This is a genomic window from Streptomyces canus, from assembly GCF_041435015.1.
GTDB classification, from domain to species: Bacteria; Actinomycetota; Actinomycetes; order Streptomycetales; family Streptomycetaceae; genus Streptomyces; species Streptomyces canus_G.
Genome location: NZ_CP107989.1, coordinates 6,868,474 through 6,884,074, shown reverse-complemented (window position 1 = coordinate 6,884,074; position 15,601 = coordinate 6,868,474). Strand labels below are relative to the sequence as shown.

General features: G+C 69.6%; 14 protein-coding genes and 1 pseudogene. 6 read left to right on the top strand and 9 right to left on the bottom strand.

What is annotated here, in order from left to right:
* Window positions 1-269: 269 nt before the first annotated feature.
* The 6 genes from OG841_RS31450 to OG841_RS31425 form a co-directional block, all read right to left on the bottom strand.
* Window positions 270-1,709: a gamma-aminobutyraldehyde dehydrogenase gene (locus tag OG841_RS31450; RefSeq protein WP_371567427.1), complete on the bottom strand. Its 1,440-nt coding sequence runs from the start codon at window positions 1,707-1,709 to the stop codon at window positions 270-272.
* Window positions 1,706-1,861, bottom strand: coding sequence for a hypothetical protein (locus OG841_RS31445; protein WP_371567425.1), 156 nt, complete (start codon window positions 1,859-1,861; stop codon window positions 1,706-1,708). Before OG841_RS31445 ends, OG841_RS31450 begins: the two co-directional genes overlap by 4 nt.
* Before the next feature lie 167 nt (window positions 1,862-2,028).
* Window positions 2,029-4,344 carry a N,N-dimethylformamidase beta subunit family domain-containing protein gene (locus tag OG841_RS31440; protein WP_371567423.1) on the bottom strand — a complete coding sequence of 772 codons (2,316 nt, stop codon included), beginning with the start codon at window positions 4,342-4,344 and terminating at the stop codon, window positions 2,029-2,031.
* A gap of 17 nt (window positions 4,345-4,361) precedes the next feature.
* Window positions 4,362-4,709, bottom strand: coding sequence for a hypothetical protein (locus OG841_RS31435; protein WP_371567421.1), 348 nt, complete (start codon window positions 4,707-4,709; stop codon window positions 4,362-4,364).
* A gap of 189 nt (window positions 4,710-4,898) precedes the next feature.
* Window positions 4,899-6,278, bottom strand: coding sequence for an APC family permease (locus OG841_RS31430; protein ID WP_328638302.1), 1,380 nt, complete (start codon window positions 6,276-6,278; stop codon window positions 4,899-4,901).
* 221 nt (window positions 6,279-6,499) lie between these two features.
* A complete protein-coding gene (locus tag OG841_RS31425) occupies window positions 6,500-7,459 on the bottom strand; it encodes a helix-turn-helix transcriptional regulator (RefSeq protein WP_328638303.1) in 960 nt (319 codons plus the stop codon).
* A gap of 581 nt (window positions 7,460-8,040) precedes the next feature.
* On the opposite strand from OG841_RS31425, the pseudogene OG841_RS31420 reads away from it, so the two are divergent.
* Window positions 8,041-8,571, top strand: a pseudogene (locus OG841_RS31420) (transposase); the annotation flags it as partial.
* Window positions 8,572-9,616: 1,045 nt separating this feature from the next.
* The gene (locus OG841_RS31415) at window positions 9,617-9,811 is read left to right on the top strand and encodes a hypothetical protein (protein ID WP_371567418.1); all 195 of its coding nucleotides are present in this window, start codon (window positions 9,617-9,619) and stop codon (window positions 9,809-9,811) included.
* A gap of 31 nt (window positions 9,812-9,842) precedes the next feature.
* Here the strand turns inward: OG841_RS31415 and OG841_RS31410 are convergent, their stop codons facing one another.
* Window positions 9,843-10,850, bottom strand: coding sequence for a M56 family metallopeptidase (locus OG841_RS31410; protein WP_328638304.1), 1,008 nt, complete (start codon window positions 10,848-10,850; stop codon window positions 9,843-9,845).
* Window positions 10,851-10,854: 4 nt separating this feature from the next.
* Window positions 10,855-11,280 carry a BlaI/MecI/CopY family transcriptional regulator gene (locus tag OG841_RS31405; protein ID WP_328638305.1) on the bottom strand — a complete coding sequence of 142 codons (426 nt, stop codon included), beginning with the start codon at window positions 11,278-11,280 and terminating at the stop codon, window positions 10,855-10,857.
* A gap of 142 nt (window positions 11,281-11,422) precedes the next feature.
* Here OG841_RS31405 and OG841_RS31400 point away from each other — a divergent pair, with 142 nt between their 5' ends.
* From OG841_RS31400 to OG841_RS31385, 4 genes are all read left to right on the top strand, one after another.
* Window positions 11,423-12,811 (top strand): glycosyltransferase, encoded by a 1,389-nt coding sequence (locus OG841_RS31400; RefSeq protein ID WP_328638306.1) that lies wholly within the window; start codon window positions 11,423-11,425, stop codon window positions 12,809-12,811.
* The gene (locus OG841_RS31395; protein WP_328638307.1) at window positions 12,808-13,527 is read left to right on the top strand and encodes a polysaccharide deacetylase family protein; all 720 of its coding nucleotides are present in this window, start codon (window positions 12,808-12,810) and stop codon (window positions 13,525-13,527) included. Before OG841_RS31400 ends, OG841_RS31395 begins: the two co-directional genes overlap by 4 nt.
* 192 nt (window positions 13,528-13,719) lie before the next feature.
* A complete protein-coding gene (locus OG841_RS31390; RefSeq protein WP_328638308.1) occupies window positions 13,720-14,055 on the top strand; it encodes an ArsR/SmtB family transcription factor in 336 nt (111 codons plus the stop codon).
* Window position 14,056: 1 nt separating this feature from the next.
* Window positions 14,057-14,782: a cation transporter gene (locus OG841_RS31385; protein WP_328638309.1), complete on the top strand. Its 726-nt coding sequence runs from the start codon at window positions 14,057-14,059 to the stop codon at window positions 14,780-14,782.
* Between the two features lie 101 nt (window positions 14,783-14,883).
* On the opposite strand, the gene OG841_RS31380 is transcribed toward OG841_RS31385, so the two are convergent.
* Window positions 14,884-15,402: a hypothetical protein gene (locus OG841_RS31380; RefSeq protein ID WP_328638310.1), complete on the bottom strand. Its 519-nt coding sequence runs from the start codon at window positions 15,400-15,402 to the stop codon at window positions 14,884-14,886.
* Window positions 15,403-15,601: the final 199 nt, after the last annotated feature.

The window sequence follows — 15,601 nt, the reverse complement described above, 5'->3', positions numbered from 1 at the left end:
ATCCTCGGCGTCGCTCCAGCTCAGCGGACGCGGTCGAAGCATGGCGCAGCGGATTCCCCTTCCCTTGCGCAGATGCTCCGCCCGGTCTGCTTCTATCCTTGCGTCCCGAACGCGTCCAGGATGGACGAGGAGAACCCGGCTCCCTGGACGTTGCTCCAGTTCAGAGGGGTTCTCGAACTCCTCTGCAGCGGATCCCTTCCTCACTTCGGGCGGATGTCGGGATCCCGGCTAGGCGATCCGGCTCGGCACTGGCAGCGTCGGCGCGGGCGTCACGCGTCCAGTGACGTCATGACGTGCTTGATACGGGTGTAGTCCTCGAAGCCGTACGCGGACAGATCCTTGCCGTAGCCGGATTGTTTGAAGCCGCCGTGGGGCATCTCGGCGACCAGTGGGATGTGGGTGTTGATCCACACACAGCCGAAGTCCAGCGTCTTGGACATGCGCATCGCGCGTGCGTGGTCCTTGGTCCACACCGACGAGGCCAGGGCGTAGTCGACGCCGTTGGCGTATTCCAGGGCCTGTGCCTCGTTGCGAAAGGGCTGGACGGTGATGACCGGGCCGAACACCTCGTTTTGGATGATCTCGTCGTCCTGCTTGAGGCCGGAGACGACGGTGGGGGCGTAGAAATAGCCCTTGTTGCCGACGCCATGGCCGCCTGCCTCGATCTTGGCGTGGGCGGGCAGACGCTCGATGAAGCCGGAGACCTGCGTGAGCTGGTTGGCGTTGTTGAGCGGTCCGTACAGAACGTCCGGGTCGTCGGGTCGGCCGGTCTTTGTGCCGGTGGCGGCCCTCGCCAGCGCCGTCACGAACTCGTCGTGAACCGACTCCTGCACGAGGACGCGGGTCGCGGCCGTGCAGTCCTGACCGGCGTTGAAGAAGCCGGCCACCGAGATGCACTCGACCGCCTGGGCGATGTCGGCGTCGGCGAATACGACGACCGGCGCCTTGCCGCCCAGCTCCAGGTGGACGCGCTTGACGTCCCTGGCCGCGGACTCGGCGACTTGCCTGCCGGCTCGTACGGAGCCGGTGATGGAGACCATCGCCGGTGTGGGGTGTTCAACCATCAGGTTGCCGGTGTCGCGGTCACCGCAGACGACGTTGAAGACGCCCTTGGGCAGGATGGACCCGATGATCGCGGCCATCAGCAGGGTAGAGGCCGGGGTGGTGTCCGACGGCTTCAGGACCACCGTGTTGCCTGCGGCGAGCGCCGGGGCGAACTTCCAGACTGCCATCATCATCGGGTAGTTCCACGGTGCGACCTGCGCGCAGACCCCGACGGGCTCACGCCTGACGATGGAGGTCATGCCGTCCATGTACTCACCGGCCGATCGGCCCTCCAGCAGGCGCGCGGCGCCGGCGAAAAAGCGGATCTGGTCCACCATCGGTGGCACCTCTTCGCTCGCCGTCAGCCCCAGGGGCTTGCCGGTGTTCTCGGACTCGACGGCGACGAGTTCCCCGGCCCTCGCCTCGAAAGCATCCGCGATCTTCAGCAGCAGGCGCTGTCGCTCGGCCGGGGTGGTGTCGCGCCACGCCGGGAACGCGGCCGCGGCCGCGGCCATGGCGGCGTCGACGTCCTCCCGGCCGGACAGCGGCGAGGTCGCGTAGGACTCGCCGGTCACCGGGTTGACGATCTCGATGGTCTGCCCGTCGGCGGCGGCCAGGTACTCGCCGCCGATGTAGTTTCGCAGCGTGCGCAGAACGGTGGTCACTGGGTCTCCAGTCGGCACATTGGTGGTTCCTCGCGTGCTTCTTTGGCTTCGGCTGCCTGGGGGGCGACGTCGGACGACAGCCGCTGGGCCAGATGGACGGGGAATGAGGACGGCAGCACCAGCACGGCGGCGACTTTGACCGGCTTTCCCACTTGCCCCGACTCCTGCCAAGCACCAGAGCGGTGCCGGGTATCGGGAGCGCGGAAGCCGCCGCAGGGAGTGGCCTGTGCCCCTGCTCCATGTGCTGGATGCGCAGCCGGATTTCGGAAGGTGATCCGCTCCGCTGGCGGAGCGCATCACCTTCGGCAGCAGGGGCGGGCTACTCCAGTGGCTTCTCGTCGCGGAAGCGCCGCAGAACGTTGCCTGTGATCTTCGCAATGTTGTTGTCGTACCCGTTGTGGGACAGCGACCCGGTCCAGGCGATGGATCCAACCGAGAAGAATCCGCCGCCGCCTTCCAGCGCGCAGTAGACCATGTCCGAGCGGACTGCCGGCTGCTCGGTTCCGCCCATCCCCGGGAGCATTTCGAAGATCTCCTCGGTCACCAGCAGGTAGTTGTCGGAGAAGGGCCCGGAGGTGGCCAGGACCAGGGTTCCGGGCGGCGAGCCGAGCGCCGGGTTCCAGCAGTCGATCTCGGAGCCGGCCGCGCCACCGCCGATGATGCCGAAGTCGCCCAGGAGCTCGTTCTCGCCGACGCCTTCGAAGATAAAGGCCGCCCGCGGATCTTGGCTGTCCGCAAGGCGCTCGTAGTAGGTGCAGCGGTCGAAGCCCTGGGCCGCCATCCCGACTCCCACCAGACGCTGCGGGGCCTTGCCCTTGTTGCGCCACAGGCCGCTGGCCTCGCCCGAGGTGGTATGGCGGCGTTCGGCGAAGGGAGACTGGTGGGGGCGGGTGCCGCCGTCGGCCCGGCGCAGCTCCATCAGGTGCGGCGCGTCGGGGTCGTAGGAGGCAGTCGCGAAGAACCCGTTGCCGCCCAGGTACATCAGCCGGCCGCCGTTCGCGGTGAACTCCTCCAGGGCGTCGAGCTCGCGCCGCGTGACGTATTCGGGATGGCTTCCGGTGATCACAACGCGGTAGTCGCGCAGCAAGTCGTAGCCTTCCCGGTCGAGATCCTCGTCGCTGAGGGCGTCGAACTCGCACTCCGCAGTCTCCAGCCAGTGCACCAGGGACAGGTCGGCAGGCAGGCCCCAGGGACCTTCGCTCATGAACGAGGCCCGGTACCGCGGCTGCAGACTGATCAGCGGACGGCGGACGCTTCCGAACACCACACCGGACCCGTCATTGTGGATTTCGTACAGGGAGCGGCCGAACTCGGGGTGGTCCTGCAGGACCAGGTCTTCCTTGTGGACGATGGGCGTGTGCCCGAGGAGCATCTCCATACCGTCCGCCTCGAAGGCGATCCGGTCGTTGGCGTAAGCCAGGTAGGTGGCCGTGGGGAACAAGATGGCGACATCCTTGCGTCGGCGGCCAGGCCCGACGAGGAAGGGCACGTGCTGCTCGATGCCCTCGGCCCGCAGCCGCACCGCGTAGACGCCGCTGGGCAGGTCCTCGGGCACCTCGAAGGTGAACGCCGCAGGCCACTGGGCGTCAGCGAGGTCGTCGTCGTGGAAGTGGATGGCGTCGAACTCGTCCGGCGCGAGCCGGAAGTCCTCCACGACACCTTGGAACTCGGGCCCGGTGACGCCCCGGACGGGCGCGTTGACGCAGAGGCCGTGCAGCATGTGCGGGCCCTCGTCGACCACATCCCACAACAGCAGCCCGTCGGGGCGTTCGCTGCGGCCGAAGTGCCAGGCAGCAACCGGCTCGCGCGTCCTGGAGGCGTCGTCGGCGGCGCGTTCGACGCGGATGCCACCGATCTTCCCGTTGAACGCGGTTGCCGCGAGCAGCCGGTCACCGTCCTCGCGAGCCAGCGCGCCGATACGGAACGGCATCGAGGAAGCCGTCCAGGCCGCCGAGGCGGGTGCGTTCGCCTGCTCGGGTACGGCGGCTGCGGCGGCCGGTGCCACCCGGTCCGCGCAGTGGTCCAGCGGGGTCTGCCGCAGGGTGATCTGCCCCGCCGAGCGTGGCAGTTCGACCTCGAGCCGGTACCACTGGTGTGCCGTCAGCTCCTGTTCCAGGGTGAGGGTCCGCCGCTGACCGCCCTCGCTCCATACGAAGGACGGCTTGCCCTCGTCGAGCAGCAGGGCCCAGCCAGTCATGGTCGCCGCGTCCCAGGTGCCCATGACCGCCTGGCGCTCGCCGGTGAAGCCGACCGAGCTCTGGCTGACCCGATAGGCGCCCAGGCTCCCTGAACGGTTGTCGCGCGGCAGCGTCGGGAAGACGGCGGCGCGGATGACCAGCGCGTCAGGGGTCGCCAGCAGGCCCTTTGGGTCGGGGACTTCGACGTAGGAGCCGGGCTGGCAGGCGTAGTACTGCCCCGGGTACGTGCCGTCGATGGTGGAGGGGACCTCGGTCTCCAGGAAGCCGGGCCCCGCCTGCCCGTCGTATCCGTGCCGCAGGCGCACTAGGGCGGCGTCGTAGGCCAGCGGGCCTTCACAGCTGATGTGGAATGACAGTTGCTCGCCAGGGCGGGCGGAGAAGCGATCGGTGTAGCCGAAGACGTTCTGGGTCGTCGTGCGGCCGCTCGCGAGTGCCATGACCTTCTCGTTTCTTTCTAGTTCTGCTGCAGTGTCGCGGCACGCGCGGTGAAGATGTACCGCATGGCGTCTTCGTAGTCCCCGAAGGACTGTTCGGTCAGGAGCAGATTGCCCGGCATGCCCAAGGCGATCTTCGACACGCGCCAGGGGCCGTCGGGGCCTTCGGAGAAGATGATGTGCTTGCCCGAGACGCGCAGGCTGCGCAACGCCCGCAGCACGCGTTGCGTGCGGTCGTCGTGCGGTCCCAACGGAGCCGCGTCATGGGCGGCGGCGACCTCATGGGTGCACTCCTTGCGCAGGCGCTCTTCGCTGCGCAGACGGAACACTTCGAGCAGCTCTGCCGAGCGGTCTGCACCGGTGCGCATCAGTTCACCTCCTGCTGCTGGGACACCTTCGCGGTGCGGTGGGACAAGGACGATGGGCTCACGGGAGGGTGCCTTTCCTGTGTGAGGGGACTCGCGACCGCCGGGCCGCGACTGGGGCTGGCCTGCGCCTCAAGGTGACGGCGTCTCGGGCCGATGCCGAGTGCTGCCCGGCGGTGAGCGGGAGTGCGGTCAGGCGTCGGAGTCGCCGAGCGAACGGCCGGTGAGCTTGAAGTACGCCGCCACGCCGAGGCCGATGACGAGCCAGCACGAGCCGACGATCTTGGCGTTGGGGTCCGCGTTCCACAGCGCGACCAGGAGGAGCGCGGCGCCGAGGATCGGGGAGACCCAGTGGACGAAAATGCGGCGGCTTCCGCCTCGGACGACGAAGTGGGTGAAGACGCTGACGTGGAGGAGGACGTAGGCGGTGATCGCGCCGAAGGTCACCAGGGTGGTCAGCAGTCCCGACTGCTCCACGCCGAGGATGCCGACTCCCACCGACAGGAGCGCGATGAAGATCATCGCGTTGAGGGGGACCTGGTGCTTGTGGCTGACCCGCGACAGGAACTTCGGCAGCTGCCCGTCGCGGGCCATGCTGAAGACCAGGCGGGCGGAGGTGGCGTTGGAGGCGATGGTGTTGGCGAAGATCGCGATCAGGGCGGCGGTCAGCAGGAGGACCGTCTTGAACCAGCCCGCCATGGCCGTGCCGACCACGTTGTAGAAGGCGTTGTTGACCGGGTCGCCGTCGGCGAACTTCGTCCCGGTCGGGACCAGGATGCCCGCCACGAAGACCTGCACGACGAACAGCGCGGTCACCTGGTAGAGGACGATCATGGTGGCCTTGGAGACCGTACGGCCGCCGCCTTCCGCCTCCTCGTTCAGTGTCGAGATCGCGTCGAAGCCGATGTAGCTGAGCGCGGCGACGGGGACCGCACCGAGGACCAGGGACCAGGAGCCGCCGTCCGCGGGGATGAACGGGTTGAGCGACAGGTGGGCCTGGCCCTGGAGGATGAGCACGGCTGCCCAGACCAAGAACACGGCCAGTACGACCAGCTGGATGTAGAGGAAGATCTTGTTCATCGTCGCGGTGACGCTGATGCCCATGATGTTGATCAGGGCGGTCGCGGCGACGAAGATCACCACCCAGATCCAGGCGGGCACCCAGGAGACCACTCCGGTCATCGCGCTGGCTGCGAAGACGCACAGCAGCGCGGGCAGCAGCAGGTAGTCGAGCAGGATGGCCCACCCGGAGACGAACCCGAGGAAGCGGTTGCTGCCCATCCGCACGTAGCTGTAGACCGAGCCGGCGACCGGGAACCGGACCGCCATCTCCTTGTAGCTGATGGCACTGAACAGCATCGCGATCGCGGCCACCACGTAGACCGCGGCGACGGCGCCGGCGGCCATGTTATAGACGATGCCGAACACCGCGACGGGGGCGAGCGGCACCATGTAGATCAGGCCGTAGATGACGACGTCGGCCAGGCTGAGCGTGCGGGCGAGCTCCTGCTCGTAACCGAGCTCGTGCAGCCGGTCGCGGTCGTCATCTGTGCCGCCGGGTCTTTCGGGCACTGTTTGAGGAGCTTCTGGAACGTTCATGGCCGGGCCTCCTGAGGGATGAACGAGCCCCGGTCGGCTGTCGGCACCGTGAGCGGCGACAGCAGGGGAAGACGCGGGGTCGGCAACAGCCGGCTCGGCGGGTGGGGACCGCCTTCAGCGCGGGCTTCTCTTCACCTCGAATATGGTGCTAGGCCACCTTGTGGCTCAATACGCATTCCTACCGACAGCGGCGGTCAGCGGTCCAAGCTGAGAATCCCCTCGCGCAGCGCCGACGCCACCGCGCCAGCTCGCGAAGGCTGCCCCATCTTGTGGAGGATCCGCTCCACGTGCGTGGTCACCGTGCGCAAGGAGACGTCTCGCTGCGATGCCAGCTGCTGGTTCGAGAACCCTGCCGCCATCCCGTTCAGGATGTCGTACTCGCGCGGCGAGAGTGAATAGGGCAAGCCGGCCGTCGGAAGCTCCTGCACCAGTACAGCCGGCTCTGGCCGTCCCAGCGGATCGGCCACCTTCAGGACCTGCAGCGAGAGCCACCCTTCACTCGACGCCTGCAGCCCAGTGGCGGCGACCTGCGCCGAGGCCATGAAGCGACGCAGAAAGCCGGTGAACTCGGGCTGCGTGGGCGCGAGCGCCGGGGCGCATGACTCGACGGCCCAAGCACGGCCGGTGTGGTCGATCAGAGTGGCGTTCGCTCCCGGCGGTATGGCGCATCCGGTGGTCTGCCGTCGAGCCACGTCGCACATCTGAGCAAGCGCGGGCACCAGGGCCTTGAGGAGTTCGGCCGCGTCGTCCCGGAACGCGCCGCGCGCCGCCGCGGAGAAATGCAGCATGCCCGTGTACGCACCGCTGTCCGAGAAGAGGCAGGCGGTCATGCCGTCTGCGAAGCCGGCAGGTCCGAGCACCTCTCGGTACATCGGGGACCGTCGGTAATCGCCCGGCATGTCGTCGATCCGCAACGGCAGGTGCCGCTCCCGGACCGGCCGGTTCTCGGCGCTCGCCGCATAGCGGTCACCCAGTGCGGCAACCGTTTCATCACCGTAGGTGACCACAGCGAGTGCGCGGTGCGCACGGGCCATCGGGTCCCAGAGCATGAGGGCGCTGGCGTCGTGATGGGTCACCGGCTCAAGCAGCCTCAGCACCGTCATCGCGGCCTCGCGCCGGTCACCGGCTCCGGCTGCGTAGGCCGCCTCGACCAAGACTCGGGTGTGGGATGGCTGCATCAGCGGATCCCTCTCGAAGCTGGGCTACCCCACCTCACGATAGCAGCGTCTTTTTTCGGGACCTGAGGGTGCGAGCTGCGGTTGTACATCGCGCTCTTGGTGACCGCCTGGGAGAATGAGCCTGGCCGGTCCTGCTTCTGATCCTTGGCTGCCGGGTTAACAGGATCCAACGACACGGTCCGGGCGGCATGCCTGTGCGGGCCGATCGGGGTCTTTCCTCACGCACCAGCGTATTGCGACGTCCTTGCCGAGCCCAGCAGGTCCGGCGTCCCCCTCTGGCGGCTCGGCGTCGATGAACTCGACACCGAACTGAGGGCGCGGATGGGCAGTCGCGGACGAAGAGCTCCCGCGGGTATCCGCTCCGTCGCCGTCCCGATCCGCGACGGCGACGCATCACAGCGATGAGCGTCACTGCGCATGTGGCGGAGACATCGCTGGACGCGCTCACCCAGCATCATGTCGACGACGGGTGGCCATAATGCAGAAAGAGCCTCTGACCAGCGAGAATGAGGATTGTCTAGGTCCCTGTTCCCGCTCCGGCCGGAGGAACTTTCCAGGTGAGTAAGCGTGGCGGGTCGTACCCGCGTGTCCGCGTCGAGGGCGGTGGCGGGGTGGTCTCGCAGTCCGGCGCCGTGCTGCTGGTCGAGACCGCCCGCAAGGCGGGGCTGGATGCGGCGATATCGGCGGCGCTGGCGCCGTGGTGTAAGGCGCGTGCGGTCCATGATCCCGGCAAGATTCTGCTGGACCTCGCGCTTACCGTGGCCCTGGGCGGGGACTGCCTGGCCGATGTCGCGATGCTGCGGGCCGAGCCCACCGTGTTCGGGCCGGTGGCCTCCGACCCGACAGTCTCCCGCCTGGTCGACACCCTGGCCTCGGCCGGGCCCCGTGCGCTCGTGGCGGTCCGTCGGGCACGGGCCGAAGTCCGCGAGCGGGTCTGGCGGCTGGCCGGCGAGGCGGCTCCGGACGCTGGCGGCGCGGTCATCGTGGACATCGACGGCGTGCTGGTGCTGGCGCACTCCGAGAAGCAAAACGCCGCCAAGACCTGGAAAAAGACGTTCGGCCATCATCCGTTGTTCGCGTTCGTCGACAAGTGACCGGCCAGTCGGCCGGCGCGGCGATGATCCCGAGCGCGTCGGCTCCCAGCAGGGCGCTCACCACCCAAGTTGAACAAGGCCTGTTGGTGACCGGCGCACCGGCCTGACCAGTCGAACCGCAGGGCTCCGCGCAAGAGGGTCGCGTAACCCATCGGGGCAGTTTCCTCTTCGGGCCGTTTCCTATATCCATCAGCCACCGCCGGGACGCTCTCCCAGCGGCTAGCTGCCGCCGCCGAACACCAGATGCGCCATCGGCACGCAGGCCGCCGGCACCCCTGGACGACATCACTGATCGAGCGACACGAAGGCGACAGTGCCCCAAAACACGATGAACAGCCGAGGTCGCCCTACCCGCGCCCACGCACCCGCCGTGCCGGTATCCGCACTGCCTCCACTGTCGGCCCTGTACTCGACTGCCGCGCTGGGGACAACAACCCGTGCCGCGCAACCTGCAAATGGGACAGCGAGTCGGCGTGGAGACATCGTCGGACTGGACACGGCTGCGTCGTCCCGGTCCCTGTCCGGTCCCTGGACCTTGGTATCGAGCCTCAGGGCAGTCGCCCGGACGGCGAGCGACAACCACAAGAACCTACTTCGCCGCAGGTCAGAGGGGTTGGAGCTCCCCCGAGCGCCGACGGTCTCCAAACTCGCGAGCAGCGGATTCAGTCCGTACAGGCAAAGTTGACGATCCGACACCCAAAGTTGAACGTTTCCGCAGGTCAGAACCCTGCGCAGGTGGGGCGGGTGGGACTCGAACCCACGGCCGACGGATTATGAGTCCTTTGAGGATCTTGGCGACCCTTGTCGGCCAATGCCCATCTTGGCCGTTTTCCCAGCTCAGAACGAGTTTGGCGCCTCACCCCTTCTCGGCCCTTGTCAGTCCTTTCCGATCCTTGTGTCCAACCTGCGTCCAGAAGGCGTCCCAGATGGGCACGCGCACCCGCTTCACCGACCCTCTCCCCACCCGCGGAGTGGGTCTCGAAACCATCCGCAGCGGATTCCCTTTCCATCGCGCACAGGCTCCGACGGGTCGTCTCGGGTGCCGCCTCAGAAGGGGACCGCCGCCGAGCGGACTGCTCAGCAGGACGTGCAGCGGCAGTGCGAGGCCACCCGGACCCGCCTGACCGACGAATTTATCGTCGGCTCTCCCCCAGCGGCGGTGGCTACGTCTTCGCCCTGCCCGGCGGTCCGCGTCAGCGAGGACTGGTTCGGCCGCGGACTGCTCGCGACCTGAATACGCGTAGCCGAGAGGTCCGGCCGCCTCGTTACGGGCGGTGCTCCTGAAGTTCCCGGCGATCGTGTTCCTCGAAGCAGAAGTCGGGCACGTGCCGGTGTTCTCCGGCCGGCGGTGCGCTCGCCGTGGCGGCGTACGCCGCGCACTGTGCGCTGTCCATCATCTGATCGCTGTCGGATGCGGCGTTGGCGAGGCTCGCGCAGCACACGGCGAGCAGGAGGCCGCCCGCGACCAGGGGCAGGCTCCGGCGCGGGGGCGGCGGGGCCAGCAGGGCTCGCACCCGTTGCGGCACTTCCCCGCCGGTCGCGGCCAGTGCGGCCGGGAATGAGGTACCGGCGGATGCCAGCGCGGCGCGCCCGACGGCGTGCGCGACGATCTTTCGGTCGCCGACGCGCTGCGCGGCCTCCTCGTCGGCCCAGCGTTCCAGGACGAAGCCGCCCGCGACGGCCAGCGGTCGCAGCAGCGGGTTCAAGGCCGCCGCGAGCCGCCACAGGATCTGGAAGAGGCGATGGCGGCAGCGCAGGTGAGCCCGCTCGTGTGCGAGGAGGGCCTCGCGCTCGCGGTCGGTGAGACAGCGCAGCATTGCCCGGGAGACCACGATCCGGCCCGGCGACCCGGGCAACGCGAAGGCCATCGGGACGTCGTCGTCGACCACGACCAGTTCCGTGTCCTCCGGCAGCCGGGCGCACTCCCGCCGCGCCAGGACGAAGAGGCGGGCCTGCCTCACGACGGCCACGCCCAGCGAGACGACGCCCACGGCCAGCATGAGGGCGCTGCCTCCCGCGACCACGAGGTAGACCGGATCCTCGGCTTGCAGGGCGGCCACGGACCAGCGGCCCTCCTCCGCGACTTCCGGAATCTGTGCCACGCCGGTGAAGGCGAGCAGGGCGAGTGCCCCCGCCCAGCCGATCGCGGTCACGAGCGCTGCGCAGGCCAGGGCCCAGGCAGCGCGGCGCGGGGGCAGCACGTGGGCCAGTCGGGGCGCGAGCACGGCGAGCACAGCCGTGACCGCGAAGGGGACGTAGACGCTGAACAGCACGGTTTTACGCCCTCCCTGCTGAGCGGTCATCTCCGGTGCGAGCGTCGTGCCCGGACAGGAGCTGTTGCAATACGTGCTCGTCCTGCTCGGACAGTTCCGAGACGAAGCGCGCCAGGACCGCCTCGCGGTCGGGACCACCCTCAAGGAGCGACCGCATGCGCTGGGCGGTGTGCGACGCCTCGTCGCGCACCGGCTCGTACGCGTAGCCGCGGCCCTCGCGGTGCCGGACGAGCATCTCCTTGTCGTACAGCCGGGACAGGATGGTCAGGACGGTCGTGTAGGCCAGGTCGCCCGGCAGCGCCTCCCGGACCTGGCCGGCGGTCAGCGGGCCGTCGGCGCCCCAGAGCGCGGCGAGCACATCGCTCTCCAGTTCGCCACGGGCTCGCCTGCCGGACGCCTCGCGGGCGCCGCCATCCCCTCGTTCCTGCACCGGATGCCTCCGTTCGCCGTCCGTCCGCACAGACTACCCGGCCATCTCCTACTAGTTGTAGGAGGTATGCTCCGGGCTTCGGACCGCGAACTACTACAACTCGTAGAGTTCCGCCGCTCCCGTCCCCTGCGGAGGAAGACCCATGCCCCACCCCGCGAGCACGGCGCCCGGATCCCCGCTCACCGGCGCCGCTCCCCCGCAGCCCGGCGCGACAGACGGCGCCGGACGGGTCGCGCTCGTCTCCGCGAGCGTCGGAGCCGGTCACGACGGTGCCGCCGCCGAGCTCGCCCGCCGTCTCACCGCGCAGGGCTACGCCGTGGACCGCCTCGACCTCCTGGACCTGCTCCCCGCCCACCTGGGCCGCACCGTCCAGGAGGGCTATCACCGGCTGCTGGTACGGGCCCCCTGGGCCTACCAGCGGATCTACAACAGCACCGAGCGCGCGGGGGGCGGCGGGCCGGTGGCGCGGGCGCTGCTACGCACGGCGCAGGACCGGGTACTGCGCGCCCTGCCGCCGGGCACGGGTGCCGTCGTCTCCACCTATCCCGGGGCCAGCCGGGTCCTGGGCAACCTGCGCCTGGACGGTCGGCTGGCCGTGCCGGTCCTCACCTATCTGACCGACTTCTCGGTGCATCCGCTGTGGGTCGCGCCGGGTGTGGACGTCCACCTCGCCGCTCACGCCGTGCCCGCCGCCCAGGCGCGGGCCGCCGGGGCCCGCGACGTGCGAGTGCGCGGGCCGGTCACAGACCCCCGCTTTCGGCCCTGCGACGCACGGGGGCGTGGCCGCGCCCGGGAGAGGTTCGGGCTGCCGTCCCACGCCCCGCTGGCTCTGCTGGTCGCCGGGTCCTGGGGGGTGGGCCCGGTCCGTACGGTGGCCCGGGAGCTGCGTGACTGCGGCGCCGCCGTCCCGGTCGTCGTCTGCGGCCGCAACGAGGCCCTGGCCGAGCAGCTGCGCGCCGACGGCATCGACCATGCCTTCGGCTGGGTCGACGACATGCCCTCCCTGATGCACGCCGCCGACGTCCTCGTCCAGAACGCCGGCGGGCTCACCTCGCTGGAGGCATTCGCCTGCGGCCTGCCCGTCGCCAGTTACCGCTGCATACCCGGGCACGGGCTGACCAACGCCGCCGCCTTGGACGAGGCCGGTGCGGCCGTCTGGATACGCGACCCGCCCGACCTCAAGGCGGTGCTGTGCGAGCTGATCGACGGCCCCCTCGGACACCGGCAACGGGCAACGGGATTCGCCCTGTTCGCTCAGTCCCCCGACGGCTGCCCAACAGCCGAGATTGCGCGCGTGCACCGGTCAGGAGTCCCCGACCGAGGTTTTCGCCCGGTTGCACACCGGCACCGGACGACGCGCCGGCTCGCCGCCACGGCCGTCCTCGCGTCCGTCGTGTGCGCCGGCGCCGTCGCCACCGGGGTGGCCACTACGTACGACGGTCCCGACCTCATCCACGCCATCAGCCACCGCCTCGACCCGGATGGCTTCCCCCGGGAGCACACCTCCCCGTCGGAAGGCGACCACTCGTGACCATCGCCCCGACGCTGCGCACGGCCGCCCTCGCCGCCGTACCCGTCCTCACCGCCTACGCCGCACCCGTGGTCTCCACCTTCGGGCCGCTGCGCAACCGCCTCATGCCCCGCCTCTCGGGCCGCGGCCGCCCGGACCACATCGCCCTGACCTTCGACGACGGCCCCGACCCCCGCTCCACCCCACACTTTCTACGGCTGCTCGCCGGGCGCGGAGTGCGCGCCACGTTCTTCCTGCTCGGCAGCGAGGCACACCGCTCCCCCGGTCTGGTCCGCGAGATCGCCACGGCCGGCCACGAGGTCGCCGTCCACGGCTGGCTGCACCGCCCTCTGCTGCTGCGTGGCCCGCGCGCCACCTATGACGACTTCCGCCGGGCCCGCGACACCGTCGCCGCGATCACCGGACGGCAGCCCTCGCTCTTCCGGCCCCCGTACGGCGTCATGTCCACCGCGGCCCACCTCGCGGCCCGCCGCCTCGACCTGACCCCGGTGCTGTGGACCTGTTGGGGGGAGGACTGGACGGCACGCGCCACCCCGCACTCCGTCCACCGCACCGTCACCGCCGACCTGGACGGCGGCGGCACGATCCTGCTCCACGACTCCGACTGCACCTCCGCCCCCGGCGCCTGGCGTTCGACGCTGGGCGCGCTGCCCCGGATCCTCGACACCTGTCAGGAACGGGGTTACGGCGTCGGTCCGCTGCGCGACCACGGCTGAACAGCCCGTACGCCGAACAGGCGGGGTACGGGCTCGGCACCCACGCCTCGCCGGCAGCTGCTGCGGCTTCGCCAGGCGCGCTTGTGCGGGTACGCCCGCCTGATGCCCTCCCTCGCTACTGGTTCACGTATGTCTGACTCGGGGAGTTGATCCAGGATTTCCTGAATTCAGGATCACGTGTACTGTCGTGTCGTGCTGACTGTTGCCTCCGACATCGAGGTGCTGGCCCGGTTCGGCCGCGCGCTCGCCGACCCCATCCGCTGCCGCATCCTGCTCGCCCTGCGCGACGCCCCGGCGTACCCCGCCGACCTCGCTGACGCGCTCGCAATCTCCCGCACCCGGCTGTCCAACCACCTGGCGTGCCTGCGCGACTGCGGCCTGGTCGTCACCGTGCCCGACGGCCGCCGTACCCGCTACGAGCTCGCCGACGAACGGCTCGGCCACGCGCTCGATGACCTGCGCACCGCAGTGGTCGCCGTCGAGACCGATCGCACCTGCCCGGACGCCGCCGAGAAGGGGTGCTGCTGACATGGCCGCCGAGATATCCATATCCCTCGGGCCGACTCCCGCCCGGCGCGACGCGCTCACCCGCCGGATACGGCTCCTCGTTGCCGCGACCATCACCTACAACGTCATCGAGGCGATCGTCGCCCTCACCGCCGGCACTCTCGCCTCCTCGACCGCCCTGATCGGCTTCGGCCTCGATTCCGTCATCGAGGTCTCCTCCGCCACCGCGGTCGCCTGGCAGTTCTCCGCCGTTGACCACGCCATACGCCAGGCCCGTGAGCAGCGCACCCTGCGCGTCATCGCCGTCTCCTTCTTCACGCTCGCCGCGTACGTCACCGTCGATGCCATCCGCGCGCTGACCGGCACCGGCGAGGCCGAACGCTCCGTTCCCGGCATCGTCATCGCCGCCCTCTCCCTCGCTGTGATGCCGTTCCTCTCCGCCGCCCAGCGCCGAGCGGGCCGCGAACTCGGCTCGGCCTCCGCGGTCGCCGACTCCAAGCAGACCCTCCTGTGCACCTATCTGTCCGCCGTCCTCCTGGTCGGCCTGGCCCTCAACGCCACCCTCGGCTGGTCCTGGGCCGACCCCATCGCCGCCCTGGTCATCGCCGCCATCGCCGTCAAGGAGGGGCGTGATGCCTGGCAGGGCAAGGGATGCTGCGCAGCCCCCGCTTCGGCAGTGCCGTCCGCTCAGGCACCGGTGGACGTGTGCGGTTGCCGCCCCGGCTGTGACTGCTGCGGGGGAGCTTGATCAGTCCACGACGAAGGCGCGGCTGCCGTCTGTCGGAACGCGTTCTCGTTTCACGTCGTCCTCGGCATAGGCGTGCGGAGCAAGCACTGCGGGGCCGGAGGCTATGGTCCACCGTTGGAGGCACCCTGGCCGGTGCGGCTCGCTAAGTGCGGGGTGAGCGCCGTACTGGTGGTGTTGACGTCCCGCACTTGAATGGCGGTGACACCCACGCGCGCGTGATGCGTAACGAAGGGCAGCGAGAGGCTCATGCGCAGGGACGGCGGGCTCGCCGCGGTGACCGCGACGCACACGAGGGCGGGGGCAAGCAACCTGTCCGCCACGTCTGCCTTCGCACGCCTGGTGCGTGGGGAAGGCGCCGTTGCCAGGCGGCGGCGAACGCGGCGGCGGGAGCGGGTGGCGAGGTAGAACGCGACCCACGGCAGGACGGTGAGGGCGGGGCCGAGACGCCGGACGAACGGCAGGGTGGCGGCGAGCAGACCGAGCAGGAGCAGCCGGCTGCCGTAGGAGTAGCAGCCGAGGTGACCGCTGCCGTCGGTGAAGTGGTAGGAGATGCCCCCCATCGCAGTGGTCCAGGTGGCCCGAGTCCCGATGAACAGACCGATCGCGACCACGAAGGCCATCCCTCGATGCAACTGCTGGGGCCCGGCGCCCGGGACACCACTTGCGTTTGAGTGACCGTTTGCACCCGGTCACCCACAGCACATCTACTACATCTTGTAGCTGTAGGCTCGGCGAGTGCGGTTCCATCCAGGCCACATGCATGCGGATGGACAGGCTGCAGCCAGTAAGGGAGTTTTGCGTGAATTTGTCCGCAGGAAA

Bases quoted from the DNA above. Each gene is read 5' to 3' on its own strand.
- OG841_RS31440 (WP_371567423.1), bottom strand. From the start codon at position 4,344: ATGGCACTCGCGAGCGGCCGCACGACGACCCAGAACGTCTTCGGCTAC.
- OG841_RS31435 (WP_371567421.1), bottom strand. From the start codon at position 4,709: ATGCGCACCGGTGCAGACCGCTCGGCAGAGCTGCTCGAAGTGTTCCGT.
- OG841_RS31400 (WP_328638306.1), top strand. From the start codon at position 11,423: ATGCCCCACCCCGCGAGCACGGCGCCCGGATCCCCGCTCACCGGCGCC.
- OG841_RS31385 (WP_328638309.1), top strand. From the start codon at position 14,057: ATGGCCGCCGAGATATCCATATCCCTCGGGCCGACTCCCGCCCGGCGC.
- OG841_RS31380 (WP_328638310.1), bottom strand. From the start codon at position 15,402: ATGGCCTTCGTGGTCGCGATCGGTCTGTTCATCGGGACTCGGGCCACC.